The following is a 12,992-nucleotide window of genomic DNA, read 5'->3' on the forward strand; positions in this document are numbered from 1 at the left end:
ACGAAAAAGGCACAAAATCCAATACCCTTATACACATTAAATTGCCTTTAGATTTGTTCGGCTGTTCCTATTATGCGCTGATTTTTGGACAAGTATCAACGCTAATCCTTATATAGAGCCAGTCCATCGAGGATAAACGTGATTAAGAACATAACCATGAAGTCGATCGGATGGGGCGTGGACATATGTCTACAAATTCCGGATAGTAGTATGCAGGTGGAGGTGAGCGGATAATGGAGACGATGGTGCTCCAGACCGAGCCCGGTGCGTTGATGGAGGCGATCAACTACACGTGGATTCTCGTCGTCACGTTCCTGATCTTCTTCATGCACGCCGGCTTCGCCATGCTCGAGGCGGGGCAGGTGCGCTCGAAGAACGTTGCAAACCAGTTGACGAAGAACTTGCTGACCTGGAGCGTCGGCGTAACGGTGTTTTTCCTCATCGGAATCGGCGTCGAAAGCGCGGTCGCCGGCGCAGGGTTCGAGCCCGCGTTCACGGGTGATGGGACGGGGTGGATCGACTGGCTGTACGGTGCCGTCTTCGCGATGACGGCGGCGACCATCGTCTCGGGAGCCGTCGCCGGCCGTGCGAAGCTCCGCGCGTACGTCACCTACACGTTCCTGCTGGCCGCAGTCATCTATCCGGTCGTCACCGGGATCACCTGGGCCGGCGGGTACATCGAGACGCTCACGGGCACGCCGTTCTCGGACTTCGCAGGCGGGATGATCGTCCACGGCATGGGCGGTATCGCCGGCCTCACCGCCGCGTGGATCCTCGGCCCGCGCATGGACCGATACAACAGTGACGGCACCGCAAACGTCATTCCCGGTCACTCACTCACGTTCGCCGTCCTCGGAACGTTGATCCTCGCCTTCGGCTGGTACGGCTTCAACGTCGGGACGTCGGCGATCTTCTCCGAGGAGGGCGCGTTCCTCGGCGAGCAGCTCGGGCGCGTCGCCATGACGACGACGATCGCGATGGCCTGCGGCGCAATGGGTGCGGGATTCGTCGCGTGGCTCAAGACGGGGAAGGTCGACACGCTATACGTTGCGAACGGACTGCTCGCCGGGCTGGTCGGGATCACCGCGATTCCGGACGCCTCGACCTGGTGGGGTGCGTTCCTCGTCGGCGGTCTCGCCGGCGCGCAACTCCCGCTCGTCTTCGGATTCGTCGAAGGCTACCTGAAGATCGACGACGTCTGTGCGGTCTTCCCCGTTCACGGCTCCGCGGGCGTCCTCGGCACGCTGCTGTTCCCGCTCGTCGCAACGTCGGGATACATGGCGGATCTCGGCGCGACCCGCACCGAGGCGTTCATCGCCCAGTTCGCCGGCGTCGCCATCATCGCCGTCTGGACGATCGCCGCGACCGCCGTGATCTGGTTCGTGTTTAAAGCCGCCGGACAGGCCCGCGTCACGCCCGAACACGAACGCGACGGCCTCGACGTCTCCGAACACGGCGTCGACACCTACCCCGAGTTCGGCCAGCCGGACGTTGCCACCGACGGCAGCGGCACCGTCTCGGACGTTCGAACCGACGGCGGCAGCCCAGCGCGTGCAGGCGACGCTGAGCCAGAAATCCGGACCGACGGGGGCAAGCCAAACGGTGGCGAGATCAAGATGGTCACCGCGATCATCCGCCCCGACCGCCTCGGCGAGGTCAAACAGGCGCTCGCCGAAGCGGGCGCACCGTCGCTGACCGTCACCAACGTCTCCGGTCGCGGCTCCCAGCCCGCAAAGAAGGGCCAGTGGCGCGGCGAGGAGTACACGGTCGACCTCCACCAGAAGGTCAAAATCGAGTGCGTCGTCGCCGACATCCCCGCCGACGACGTCATCGACGCGATCGGCGAAGGCGCACACACCGGCGAACCCGGCGACGGGAAAATCTTCGTGACGCCCGTCGAGAGCGCCTACCAGATCCGCACCGGCAAAACCGGTTCGGACGCCGTCTGAACCGACAACCGACACGCCCTGGTTCTGAACTCGGGGGAAGGACAGAACCACTCTGGCTACCGGACAGCCAGTCTCCGGATGGCAAGATGTCACGGGGACCAGGACATCACGGGGGTGCCTGTTTTCGTTCACCAATCGTTCAACGGCGTCGTAATCGGGAGCCGTCAATCGAACCTCGGTACTACTTTGCCGTTCCGTTACCTAGGCCCGCGCATGACCGACGACAACTCGCGTGCGCTGTACGACCGGGCGCTCTCCGTGATGCCCGGCGGCGTGAACTCCGCCGTTCGTGCGGCGATCGAACCCTATCCGTTCTTCGTCCAGAAAGGCGACCGCGGCCACGTCATCGACGCCGACGGCAACCGCTACATCGACTGGGTCATGGGTCTCGGCCCGCTGCTGCTCGGCCACAACCTCCCCGAATCCGTCCAGGCCGGCATCCAGCAGAAAGCCAGCGAAGGCCCGATGTACGGCACGCCCACCGAAATCGAAGTCGACCTCGCCGAGTTCGTCGTCCGCCACGTTCCGAGCGTCGAGAAGATCCGCTTCGTGAACTCGGGAACCGAGGCGACGACCTCTGCGGTCCGACTCGCGCGGGGCTATACGGGCCGGAACAAGATCGTCGTCATGCAGGGCGGCTACCACGGGGCCCAGGAGTCGACGCTTGTCGAGGGCGACGCCGACGACCGCGCTCCCTCTTCGGCGGGAATCCCGCAGGCCTTCGCCGAGCACACACTCCCGGTGCCGTTCAACGACGAGGACGCAATGCGCGAGGTCTTCGAGGAACACGGCGAGGACATCGCAGCCGTTCTCACCGAGCCGATCCTCGGCAACCACGGCATCGTCTACCCCGAAGACGGCTACCACGAGTTCGTCCGCGAGATCACGACCGAGCACGGTGCCTTGCACATCTTCGACGAGGTCATCACCGGCTTCCGCGTCGGTGGCCTCGGCTGTGCCCAGAGTAAGTTCGGCGTCACGCCAGATCTCACCACCTTCGGGAAGATCATCGGCGGCGGCTTCCCGGTCGGTGCGATCGGCGGCCGCGCCGAGATTATCGAGCACTTCACGCCCGCCGGCGACGTCTTCCAGGCCGGCACCTTCTCCGGCCACCCGGTGACGATGGCCGCCGGCCTCGAAACGCTGCAGTTCGCCGCCGAAAACGACGTGTACGCACACGTCAACGACCTGGGCGAACAGCTTCGCAGCGGCCTCACCGACATCGTCACCGACCAGGCCCCGAGTTATACCGTCACCGGCACGGACAGCATGTTCAAAGTCATCTTCACCCGCGAAGGGCCGGGGCGAGACGAACTCGACGGCCAGTGTCCGGCCGGTTCCCGACAGGACCCCGACTGCCCGCGCTACGAGTTCAGTCCGAAGAACGCGGGCGACGTGAAAGCCGCCGAGACCGACCGCTGGCGGCGCATCTTCTGGGGACAGATGAAAGAGCAGGGCGTCTTCCTCTCGCAGAACCAGTTCGAGTGTCAGTTCGTCAGCTACGGGCACATCGAGGCGGACGTCGAGGACACGCTCGAAGCGTATAAGGAAGCGCTGTAAGTCGATCGCAGCGACGCGACGACGAACTGTTATGGGGCGGGGCGTGGTTCGATATCGCAGGTGTCGACGACCCGAGCCGACCGCGACTGGGCGCGCATCCTGGAGCACCTCCTGTATCTCGTTCCCCCCGTCGCCGGGGTCGGTATCGTCGGCGTTCTACAGGACCTCGAACTCGGGGTTCCTGGTCTCAATCAGGTGCTGTTCCTGCTCGGAACCGCCGGCTATACGGTCCTCACGATCGGAATTACGGTCGCGATCGTCTGCGATGCGAGCCGCGTTCGGCGGCGGCCGAAAGCGAGCGGCAACTGGCGGCCCCGGCCCTGGCTCAACGGGCTCTTCGCGCTCGTCTGGGCCCCCGTCGCGGGCGTGGTCTATCTGGCCCGGCGACACAGATACTTCGGGACGCCGCCGGGGTGGTCCGGCTGGTGGCTCCTCGTTCTGGGCTCGCTGGTGGCGACACTCCTCGGAGCCGCCGTCGCAGCCATCGCGTACGTTCTCGCGATTCCGGGGCTGATCACGGCTGCAATCGGGCTGGCGAGCACGGTCGTCGTCGGTTCGTTCCCGGTCGCGATCCACCGGGATGCGGCGTACGTCTGCACGCAGCCGAACTCGTGGCGGCCGAACCCCGGGGTCTATCTGGGGCTCGCGTTTCTGAGCCTCCCCGTCGCGCCGCTGCAACCACTCCTTGCGGGGTACTATCTGTACAAGCGCCGAGCGGTAGTGGGCGAGTGAGAAGGCGCATCCGCATCCACACCCACCACCCCCCAGAGCAATCGGCCAGGGCGCGAAGACGGCTCAATCGGCCGTGACGATCGCATCCTCGTAACTGCCGAACTCCGCGAGGACAGCCTCCCGGTCGGCTTCGTCGACGTCGAACTCGGCCAGCGTGTCGTCCAGATGCGTCGCGATGGCGTCGAAGTCGGCCCGACCGATGTCGAGATCGGCGTGCACGGACTCCATATCCGCGCCCGTGTACTCGACCGGGCCGCCCGTGACCGCGCTGAGAAACTGCGCTTGGTGGGCGCGCTGTTGTTGCATGTCGACATCCTCGAAGAAGGGGGCGAGGCGCTCGTCGGCGAGAACGCGATCGTAAAAGTGGTCGACGACTGCGGTCAGCGCGTCCTCGCCACCGAGGCGCGTATAGAGCGTCTCTGTCATCTGAATCGATATTATCGACGGTTGATGATAAGTCCCGTCCCGAACATGTTATTCGAACCTGGTCAGTTCACCCGTTATCGGCCGTTTCGGCCGGCTTCCGCGACTTCCCGCGAGCTTCGTGACGATTCGGCAAGCCCCGACGACGGCCCCGGAACCGGACAGTGTAGCCAGCGCCGGACAAGCGTGCGCTTTTCATACCTCAGGCGAGGACTACTCCCTATGAGAACGCGTGGGACGTTGCGACTGGCGACACGGGGATCGGCCCTCGCCCGGCGGCAGGCCGCACTCGTGAAAGAAGCCCTCGAGAACCGCCGGTACGAGGTCGAACTCGTGACCGTCGAAACGACCGGCGACCAGATCCGAGACGAACTCATTCATCGCCTCGGCAAGACCGGTGCCTTCGTCCGCGAACTCGACGAACGGGTCCTCGACGGCGACCTCGACGGCGCGATCCATTCGATGAAAGACATGCCGACCGAACAGCCCGACGAACTCGTCACCGCCGCCATCCCCGAACGGGGCCGCCCGGGCGACCTCCTCGTCACGCCCGACGGCGCTTCCCTCGCGGAACTCCCGGACGGTGCAACGGTCGGTACCTCGAGTCTCCGCCGGCGCGCACAACTCCTGTCCGAACGGCCCGACCTCACCGTCGAACCGCTCCGCGGCAACGTCGACACCCGACTCGAGAAACTCCTCGCGCCCGCGCTGCAGGCCGAACACCAGGAACGTAGCGATGCCGACAAAGAACGGAAGGGAAATACGGGTAACGAGGACTTCGAACCGGAGTACGACCGCACCGTCGACGACTGGTTCGACGACCTCTCCGAACTCGAAAAGCAGGCCCTCGGCCGCGAGGTCGACACCGAGTACGACGCCATCGTCCTCGCACAGGCCGGCCTCGAACGCAGCGGCCTCACCCACTACGTCGACACCCAGGAACTCCCCACGTCGACGTTCGTCCCCGCCCCGGGACAGGGCGCACTCGCCGTCACCGCGACCGACGGCGAAACCGCACGCGAGATCCAATCCGCGATCGACCACCCGCGCAGCCGCGTCGAGACAACCGTCGAGCGAACCATCCTCGCCGAACTCGGCGGCGGCTGTATCGCCCCGATCGGTATCTACGCGATCGTCCAGGGCGAGTTCGTCCACACGAGCGTGAGCGTCTTCGACCGCGACGGCGAGGAATCGGTGACGGCGACCCGCGACCTGCCGATCGAAACCCACGCCGAAGCAGCCCGCGAGTTCGCCGCCGACCTCGCCGACCAGGGCGCTGCGGCGTTGATCGACACGGCGCGCGAGGACGCCGACGGAGACGCCGAGCCAAGTCAGGAGGACCAGCCGGAGGGGAAGTAGATGGGGCGCACGGCCGAATCCGAGTCCGGCGCCGAGCACGAACTCGAACCCGAGCCCGGCACCGTCTTCCTCGTCGGCAGCGGCCCCGGCGATCCCGACCTGCTCACGGTCAAGGCAAAACGCCTCCTCGAATCGGCCGACGTCGTCCTCCACGACAAGCTCCCGGGCCCGAAGATCATCGAAATGCTTCCCGAGGACCGCCGCGAGGACGTCGGCAAGCGCGCCGACGGCGAGCGCACGCCCCAGTCGGAGATCAACGAGCGACTGGTCGAACTCGCCCGCGAGGGCAAGTCCGTCGTGCGGCTCAAGGGCGGCGACTCGTTCGTCTTCGGCCGCGGCGGCGAGGAGGCCGAGTACCTCGCGGCCCACGAGATCCCGTTCGAGGTCGTCCCTGCTGTCACCTCCGCAATCGCGGCACCCGCCGTCGCCGGAATCCCGGTCACCCACCGCGACCACGCCTCGTCGGTCTCCTTCGTCACCGGTCACGAGGACCCGACGAAGGCCGAGTCGTCCGTCGACTGGGATGCCCTGGCCGCGACCGGCGGCACCATCGTCGTCCTGATGGGCGTCGGCCGGCTCCCCGATTATACGACCGCGCTGCTCGAGGCCGGCATGGCTCCCGAAACGCCGGTCGCGCTCGTCGAACGCGGCACCTGGCCCGGACAGCGAGTGGCCACGGGAACGCTCGAAACCATCGTCGACGTGCGCGATGAGAAAGATATCTCGCCGCCGGCCGTGACCGTGATCGGCGACGTTGCGGGCACCCGCGAGTCGGTCGTCGAGTTCATCCGGAACGAGTACAGGGAGACAGCCGATGAGGAGACTGGAGGAAACCGATGAGCGACGCCACACCGCTGGAAACGGAGACACAGACACCGACCGTCGCCGTCTTCCGCCCTGACGACGAACGCCTCGCGGCGGCGGCCGACCGCCTCGAATCCCTCGGCGTCAGACCGCTTCCGGACCCGATGCTCGCCGTCGAACCGACCGACGCCGTCCCGCGAACCGACGCCGACTACGCCGTCCTCACGAGCAAGACCGGAGCCGAACTCGTCGCCGACGCGGGCTGGAACCCCGGCGACGCGACCGTCTGTGCGATCGGCTCCGCGACGGCCGACGCGCTCCGCGAGGCAGGCTACGCGGTGGATCGCGTCCCCGACGAGTTCACCTCGAGCGGCCTCGTCGCCGAACTCGCCGCGGAGATCGACGGCGCGCGCGTCGAGGTCGCCCGCAGCGATCACGGCAGCGACGTGCTGCTCGAGGGCTTCGAGAGCGCGGGCGCGTACTGCCACGAAACCGTCCTCTACCGGCTGGTCCGCCCGGAGGGCAGCGGCGCGTCGACCGCCGCGGCCGCCGCGGGTGAACTCGATGGGGCCTGTTTCACCTCGTCGCTGACCGTCGCGCACTTCCTCGAGGCCGCCGCGGAACGGGGCGTTCGCGAGGAGGCACTCGCGGGACTCGAGGAAGCCGTCGTCGGCGTCATCGGCGAGCCGACCCGAGAAACCGCAGCGGAGCACGGCCTCGCCGTCGATCTCGTCGCGAGCGAAGCAACCTTCGAAACGCTGGCCAGCGAGACGGTCGACGCGGTGACCGAACGGAATCGCGACTGACCGCCCACGAGCACGACACGGCCCCCGCTGCGAGCCGAGGACCGCAGGTTTATCCCCGAAGCCGACCCACAGTCGACCGATGGCTGGCCCGATCCCCGAACTCGAGGAACGCGCGACTGCGTGCGCACGGCGACTCGCCGACGCCGACCGCGTCCTGCTTGCCTCCCATATCGACGCCGACGGACTGACGAGCGCTGCGATTGCCTCGCAGGCGCTCGAGCGCGCGGGTATTCCCTTCGAAACCGTCTTCGAGAAACAACTCGACGCGGACGCGATTGCCGCAATCGCGGCGACCGAGTACGACACCGTCCTCTTTACGGACTTCGGGAGCGGCCAGCTCGACGAAATCACCGTCCACGAGGACGAGGGCGCGTTCACGCCTATCATCGCGGACCACCACCAGCCGGCCGACAGCGAAACGCACTATCACCTCAACCCGCTCCTGTTCGGCATCGACGGCGCATCTGAACTCTCCGGCGCGGGCGCGAGTTACGTTCTCGCACGGGCGCTCGCGGACGTTTCGGGGCAAACGGCGGAGCGGACGATGACGACGGACGGCGGCGCAGCCGCCGCCCGCGCCGACAACCGCGACCTCGCAGCCCTCGCCGTCGTCGGCGCAGTCGGCGATATGCAAGCCGCCGGCGGCGAACTCTACGGCGCGAACGAACGAATCGTCGCCGAGGGCGTCGACGCCGGCGTCATCGAAACCAGCACGGATCTCGCACTCTACGGCAAACAAACCCGCCCGCTCCCGAAACTCCTCGAGTATGCCACCGATGTCCGCATCCCCGGGATTTCGGGCAGCGAACGCGGTGCGCTTTCGTTTCTCGATGACCTCGATCTCGAGTTGAAACGGACGGGTGGCGGGGACAACACCGGTACCAGCACCAGCACCAGCACCAGCACCAGCGACGGCAACTGGCGGCGCTGGGCGGAACTCTCCGGCGACGAAAAGCAAACCGTCGCCAGCGCCCTCGTCAAACGCGCCGTCTCCCGCGGCGTCCCCGCCTCGAAAATCGACCAACTCGTCGGCACCGCCTACGTCCTCAGTGAAGAACCCGTCGGCACCGAACTCCGCGACGCCAGCGAGTTCTCGACGCTGCTCAACGCGACCGCGCGCTACGACCGCGCCGACGTCGGCCTCGGCGTCTGTCTCGGCGACCGTGACGAGGCCCTGGACCGAGCCCGCACCCTCCTGCGAGACCACCGGCGAAACCTCTCGAACGGCATCGAACTCGTCACCGAGGAGGGCGTCACCCACGCGGACAACGTCCAGTGGTTCCACGCGGAGGATCGCATCCGCGAAACCATCGTCGGCATCGTCGCCGGGATGGCGATGGGCAACGCGGGCATCAGCCGCTCCAAGCCGATCATCGCCTTCGCCGACAAACGCGACGAGGCAGGCTCGGATGCGCCAGATAAGAACGATTCGGAAAAGCACGAGCAAACCCAGGACGTCAAAGTCTCGGCCCGCGCCACGCACAGCCTGACCCGCCAGGGACTCGACCTCTCGGCCGTCATGAGCCAGGCCGCACGGGCCGTCGGCGGCGACGGCGGCGGCCACAACGTGGCGGCCGGCGCAACCGTCCCGAAGGGCGAAGAACGGGCGTTCGTCGACCGCGCCGACGAACTCGTCGGCGACCAGCTATCCTGACCGCTCCATCGACGCCGGAACCGTCGGCACGAGCGGCGCGTGCGAGGTCAGTACGAACGCCGACTTCCGAACCGCTCCCTTGGCGTACTGCACCGAACTCTTGTGGATCGGCGTTCGCTTCCCTCGAATCTGTGTCCGGCCCTCGAGAATGGCCTGGACGAGGTCATCACCGTCAATATCGGCCTTCGTCGGCGTTCCGTTGTCCGTCTCGGGCGTCACGCGTACCTCAGTGTACGCCTTCCCGACGTTTGGCAGGTAGTGTGCGTCACTCGCGCCGATTTCGGGATACTCACGCCGGCGAGCGAACGTCCGCGCGCGGCGATTCCGGTAGCCGGTAAAGAGCATCGAGTTGTAGGTCTCGATCGCATCTGCATCCCGGATGCGGCGTTTGCGAACACCGTGGCGACTTCGCTGGAACGGGTGTGGGACAATCGCGATGCCGCCGAGTTCTCGAACGGCGGCGACAGTGTCCATGAACGGCTGGCCAGGGTCGGGGCGTTCGTCGACACCGATTGCGAGCAGATGGCCGTGTCGCGTCGACACCTCGACGCCTGGAATCCCGAGCAGCCCGTACTCGGGAGCAAGCGCGGCGGCGCGGCGCGATTCGCCGATCTCGTCGTGGTCGGTAATAACAACGCCGTCGAGATCGATGTCGGCAGCGTGTTCGAGAATGAGTTCGACCGGCTCGTGGCCGTCGTAGGAGTCGTCCGAGTGAACGTGAAAGTCGATCGTGAAGGGAATCGGCGCTGTCATGAGGACCGGGGATGCACACGTGTACTGTCGATAGAAGCTTAAACGCTCGGTTGCGAGCAGGATCGACTGTATCCGGATTCTATATCGCAATATGGAGTTTATGAGATGAAGGTTCCCTGCTGATACGACTCAGAGTCGGCGGTCAGCGGTTACACCGTACCCGAGCCGTCACGCACAATCAGCCCGATGGCGACCGGTTCTCCGGGACGAAATCCGAAAACGAGATCTTGCCCAGCGTCTCCATCACTTCGATCGGGTCCGACGGCCGCTCGACCGAGTCGTGAACTCGATGCATACACTTGAGCAAGCCGCTGACTGCAGCACTCCGGTTCGAGACACGAGCAATCGCCTCGGAAACCGTACTATCACCGAGCAAGTACCGATAGCGAAGTTCCCAGTACCCACAGAGTCCAAAGCCAGGATGAGACTGCGCCGCTTCCGTCCGATTAGCCACCAACACGATCGACGACTGGCCGTGATGGTACACAAACCGACCGTCACCGTACTCGGTCGGCCCCCAGTCCGGCGGGAGTTTCTCCCAAGGAATGGGGTGCGTATCCAGTGGCATAGTCGACAGTATCGCCACTGAATAAGGAGTTCGTTCCGCTTGCGTACGCACGCCGCCTTCTAGGGACCGCCTACAATATCAACCGCTGAGAGTATAGTCTTCGTCACAACGACCATCGCGAATACCGACCCGGGACAACCGTCCGACTTTTGTCCTCACTCGCGTTCGGATACGATATGGCAGACACGAACACCGAGTTCGACCCCGAAAAGTTCGAGGACAAGTATGCGAACTACTTTCCCGAACTCCAGCAAGCCTACAAGAACGCGTTCAACCGAATGAACGACCGCTACGACTCCGAACTCGTCCACGCAATCGACCAGCAGGTGTTAAACGAAAGCGAACCCTTCTACGAGGGCGACGGCGAGTTCCGCGTCGAACTCCCCGACGACCCCTACGACCGACTTACCGGCACTATCGTCGAACGGGACCGATTCGAAGACGTTCTAGACAGCCACGTCGATGCCATCGAAACCGAACTCGAACGCGTCTTCGGATTTGCCTGAGCGGCGCGACGATGGGGACCGACGGAAGGTTTAGGGAGGCTCAGCCCTAACGGCGAGATATGAGTACCGAAACCCAAGGCGGAGACGACCTCGAAGACCGTGTCGCGAACTTCCTGCGACGAAACTTCCCACAGATCCAGATGCACGGCGGGAGTGCGGCGATTCAGGACCTCGACCGTGAAACGGGTGAAGTCTCGATCGCCCTCGGCGGTGCCTGCAGTGGCTGCGGTATCTCGCCGATGACGATCCAGGCGATCAAGAGCCGGATGGTCAAAGAGATCCCCGAAATTGAGCAGGTCAACGCCCAGACCGGAATGGGCGGTGGCGACGACATGGGCGGTGGCATGAGCCCGTCGTTCCCCGGCGAAACCGTCGATGACGACGGCGAGGCCGACGAAGGTCCCGAAGCGCCGTTCTAATCGGTCACGACCGGTTTCTGCGTGCCGCAAGCGTATTGCCCGTTCTCACCGTTGCTGCGGGTCGCTTTTCATCCATAGAGTCTCTCCGATCCTTCTATCGCCTTCTATCGCCTTCTATCGAAGCCCACACCCGTGCTCCCACGTTTCAAGCAACGCAGTGAGCGTCCGATTCGTCGGTACCGAAACGCCCAGTTCGTCGGCGCGCTCGACCACATAGCCGTTGATCGCATCGATTTCCGTCCGCCGGCCCGCACGGACATCCTGCGCCATCGAAGACGAGTTCAGCGCGGTCCGTCGTGCCACGCGAGTCATCGTCTCGACGGCCGTCTCGTCCGAGAGGGAAACGCCGTCAGCCCGGGCAACGTGGGCTGTTTCCCGGGTGGCTGCGCGTGCGAGTTCAGTAGCAGGATCGGCGAGCACGGCCTCGTTTTTCGTTCCGGTGAGCGCCGTTAGCGGATTGATACCGGCGTTAACAGCGAGTTTCCGCCAGAGTCGGGTCGGCATATCGCTCGCGACGGTCGTTTCGAGCGGGCTCAGCGCGAACGCCTCGCCGATTCGGTCGGCAAGTGGGGTCGATCCACCCGATCGCGGGCCAAGGATAACCTCGCCCAGTCCGGTGCACTCGACGACGCCGGGCTCACGCAATAGCGCCCCGTAGGTTGCCGTTCCGGCCAGAACTGGAACGTCAAGCCGGCCCGCGAGCGTCGCCTCGTTTCCCATCCCGTTTTGGAGCGAGAGCACGGCGTCGAACGAGCCGGTCGAGAGTGCATCAGCAGCCGCTGCCGTGTCGAAGGATTTGACCGTCACGACCGCGAGTTCAGCTGTGAGTTCGGTTCCGTCCGTGACCGCGGCGGGAGCGACGGTCTCGCTGAACTCGCCCGCGAGTTGCAGGCCGTCCGTCCGTACCGCGCTCGCGTGTGGGTCGCGGGCGACGAGCGTCACCTCGTGTGCACCAGGCTGTGCAAGGAGTCCACCGACGAGACTGCCGAGGCTCCCGGCCCCGAAGACCACGATCTCCATACCGTCTGTAGCGCACCGGACGCGATAAAAACGCTCGTCTCAGTCCTCGGTCCAGTAGTACAGGTCCTCGCGCTCGGTGCCACAGGATGGACACCGCTCCGGCAGTTCGCTGTCGAGTTCGTCCATCGCTCCGCACTCGAGACAGCGCCACATCAGATGGGCCTCGCCGAACTCGTGGCCGGAGCGGACGTGTTCAATGCTCAGCCCCTCGATACCGTCTCGAATCGTCACGTAGAACCCCTCCTCGTCGAAGCCGCGAATGCGACCGACGGGGGATCCATCTTCGCTGTAGACGGTGGTACCGAAGCCGAGCCGAGGATTTTGTTGTTCCTCACTCATGTGGGTTGCTACCACTCGGAGGCGTATAAACCCAGTTCCGTACGAAGACGTCCTGAATATCCGGTTTACGAGAAATACTCGTCTCAGGGGGCGTTCGACA

General features: G+C 65.1%; 14 protein-coding genes. 9 read left to right on the forward strand and 5 right to left on the reverse strand.

Going from position 1 to position 12,992, the window contains the following annotated elements:
* The first annotated feature begins 233 nt into the window (after nucleotides 1–233).
* The 3 genes from SM755_RS11285 (at nucleotide 234) to SM755_RS11295 (ending at nucleotide 4,241) form a co-directional block, all read left to right on the forward strand.
* Entirely contained in the window at nucleotides 234–1,949 is a 1,716-nt protein-coding gene (locus tag SM755_RS11285) for an ammonium transporter (protein WP_323172745.1), read from the forward strand.
* Nucleotides 1,950–2,162: 213 nt separating this feature from the next.
* Nucleotides 2,163–3,509, forward strand: coding sequence for a glutamate-1-semialdehyde 2,1-aminomutase (locus tag SM755_RS11290; RefSeq protein WP_323172746.1), 1,347 nt, complete (start codon nucleotides 2,163–2,165; stop codon nucleotides 3,507–3,509).
* A 60-nt stretch (nucleotides 3,510–3,569) separates the two neighbouring features.
* Complete coding sequence (locus tag SM755_RS11295) at nucleotides 3,570–4,241, forward strand: hypothetical protein (protein WP_323172747.1); 672 nt, start codon at nucleotides 3,570–3,572, stop codon at nucleotides 4,239–4,241.
* Nucleotides 4,242–4,304: 63 nt separating this feature from the next.
* Here SM755_RS11295 and SM755_RS11300 read toward each other — a convergent pair whose 3' ends face one another.
* Nucleotides 4,305–4,667: a group 1 truncated hemoglobin gene (locus SM755_RS11300; RefSeq protein WP_323172748.1), complete on the reverse strand. Its 363-nt coding sequence runs from the start codon at nucleotides 4,665–4,667 to the stop codon at nucleotides 4,305–4,307.
* Between the two features lie 219 nt (nucleotides 4,668–4,886).
* Here SM755_RS11300 and hemC point away from each other — a divergent pair, with 219 nt between their 5' ends.
* From hemC to SM755_RS11320, 4 genes are all read left to right on the forward strand, one after another.
* Nucleotides 4,887–6,023, forward strand: coding sequence for a hydroxymethylbilane synthase (gene hemC / locus SM755_RS11305; protein ID WP_323172749.1), 1,137 nt, complete (start codon nucleotides 4,887–4,889; stop codon nucleotides 6,021–6,023).
* Complete coding sequence (gene cobA, locus SM755_RS11310; protein WP_323172750.1) at nucleotides 6,024–6,863, forward strand: uroporphyrinogen-III C-methyltransferase; 840 nt, start codon at nucleotides 6,024–6,026, stop codon at nucleotides 6,861–6,863. It begins immediately after the preceding gene.
* Nucleotides 6,860–7,633: a uroporphyrinogen-III synthase gene (locus SM755_RS11315; protein WP_323172751.1), complete on the forward strand. Its 774-nt coding sequence runs from the start codon at nucleotides 6,860–6,862 to the stop codon at nucleotides 7,631–7,633. The genes cobA and SM755_RS11315 overlap by 4 nt, the downstream gene beginning before the upstream one ends.
* A 79-nt stretch (nucleotides 7,634–7,712) precedes the next feature.
* Entirely contained in the window at nucleotides 7,713–9,287 is a 1,575-nt protein-coding gene (locus SM755_RS11320; protein WP_323172752.1) for a DHH family phosphoesterase, read from the forward strand.
* Here the strand turns inward: SM755_RS11320 and SM755_RS11325 are convergent.
* Together SM755_RS11325 and SM755_RS11330 are read right to left on the reverse strand one after the other, a co-directional pair.
* A complete protein-coding gene (locus SM755_RS11325; protein WP_323172753.1) occupies nucleotides 9,279–10,040 on the reverse strand; it encodes a PHP-associated domain-containing protein in 762 nt (253 codons plus the stop codon). The genes SM755_RS11320 and SM755_RS11325 overlap by 9 nt on opposite strands.
* 178 nt (nucleotides 10,041–10,218) lie before the next feature.
* Nucleotides 10,219–10,608 (reverse strand): hypothetical protein, encoded by a 390-nt coding sequence (locus SM755_RS11330; protein ID WP_323172754.1) that lies wholly within the window; start codon nucleotides 10,606–10,608, stop codon nucleotides 10,219–10,221.
* 176 nt (nucleotides 10,609–10,784) lie between these two features.
* Between SM755_RS11330 and SM755_RS11335 the strand changes: the two genes are divergently transcribed.
* On the forward strand, nucleotides 10,785–11,114 hold the full coding sequence (locus tag SM755_RS11335; RefSeq protein WP_006665297.1) for a DUF5783 family protein: 330 nt from the start codon (nucleotides 10,785–10,787) through the stop codon (nucleotides 11,112–11,114).
* A 59-nt stretch (nucleotides 11,115–11,173) separates the two neighbouring features.
* The gene (locus SM755_RS11340) at nucleotides 11,174–11,533 is read left to right on the forward strand and encodes a NifU family protein (protein ID WP_006665296.1); all 360 of its coding nucleotides are present in this window, start codon (nucleotides 11,174–11,176) and stop codon (nucleotides 11,531–11,533) included.
* 114 nt (nucleotides 11,534–11,647) lie between these two features.
* Here SM755_RS11340 and SM755_RS11345 read toward each other — a convergent pair whose 3' ends face one another.
* On the reverse strand, nucleotides 11,648–12,553 hold the full coding sequence (locus tag SM755_RS11345; RefSeq protein ID WP_323172755.1) for a 2-dehydropantoate 2-reductase: 906 nt from the start codon (nucleotides 12,551–12,553) through the stop codon (nucleotides 11,648–11,650).
* Between the two features lie 39 nt (nucleotides 12,554–12,592).
* Nucleotides 12,593–12,892, reverse strand: coding sequence for a small CPxCG-related zinc finger protein (locus SM755_RS11350; RefSeq protein WP_006665294.1), 300 nt, complete (start codon nucleotides 12,890–12,892; stop codon nucleotides 12,593–12,595).
* Nucleotides 12,893–12,992: the final 100 nt, after the last annotated feature.

The organism is Natrialba sp. PRR66, from assembly GCF_034808065.1.
Classification (GTDB): Archaea; Halobacteriota; Halobacteria; order Halobacteriales; family Natrialbaceae; genus Natrialba; species Natrialba aegyptia.

Excerpts from the sequence above, each read along its gene's own strand:
- SM755_RS11285 (WP_323172745.1), top strand. The coding sequence starts at position 234 with ATGGAGACGATGGTGCTCCAGACCGAGCCCGGTGCGTTGATGGAGGCG.
- SM755_RS11290 (WP_323172746.1), top strand. The coding sequence starts at position 2,163 with ATGACCGACGACAACTCGCGTGCGCTGTACGACCGGGCGCTCTCCGTG.
- SM755_RS11300 (WP_323172748.1), bottom strand. The coding sequence starts at position 4,667 with ATGACAGAGACGCTCTATACGCGCCTCGGTGGCGAGGACGCGCTGACC.
- hemC (WP_323172749.1), top strand. The coding sequence starts at position 4,887 with ATGAGAACGCGTGGGACGTTGCGACTGGCGACACGGGGATCGGCCCTC.
- cobA (WP_323172750.1), top strand. The coding sequence starts at position 6,024 with ATGGGGCGCACGGCCGAATCCGAGTCCGGCGCCGAGCACGAACTCGAA.
- SM755_RS11315 (WP_323172751.1), top strand. The coding sequence starts at position 6,860 with ATGAGCGACGCCACACCGCTGGAAACGGAGACACAGACACCGACCGTC.
- SM755_RS11320 (WP_323172752.1), top strand. The coding sequence starts at position 7,713 with ATGGCTGGCCCGATCCCCGAACTCGAGGAACGCGCGACTGCGTGCGCA.
- SM755_RS11325 (WP_323172753.1), bottom strand. The coding sequence starts at position 10,040 with ATGACAGCGCCGATTCCCTTCACGATCGACTTTCACGTTCACTCGGAC.
- SM755_RS11330 (WP_323172754.1), bottom strand. The coding sequence starts at position 10,608 with ATGCCACTGGATACGCACCCCATTCCTTGGGAGAAACTCCCGCCGGAC.
- SM755_RS11335 (WP_006665297.1), top strand. The coding sequence starts at position 10,785 with ATGGCAGACACGAACACCGAGTTCGACCCCGAAAAGTTCGAGGACAAG.
- SM755_RS11340 (WP_006665296.1), top strand. The coding sequence starts at position 11,174 with ATGAGTACCGAAACCCAAGGCGGAGACGACCTCGAAGACCGTGTCGCG.
- SM755_RS11345 (WP_323172755.1), bottom strand. The coding sequence starts at position 12,553 with ATGGAGATCGTGGTCTTCGGGGCCGGGAGCCTCGGCAGTCTCGTCGGT.
- SM755_RS11350 (WP_006665294.1), bottom strand. The coding sequence starts at position 12,892 with ATGAGTGAGGAACAACAAAATCCTCGGCTCGGCTTCGGTACCACCGTC.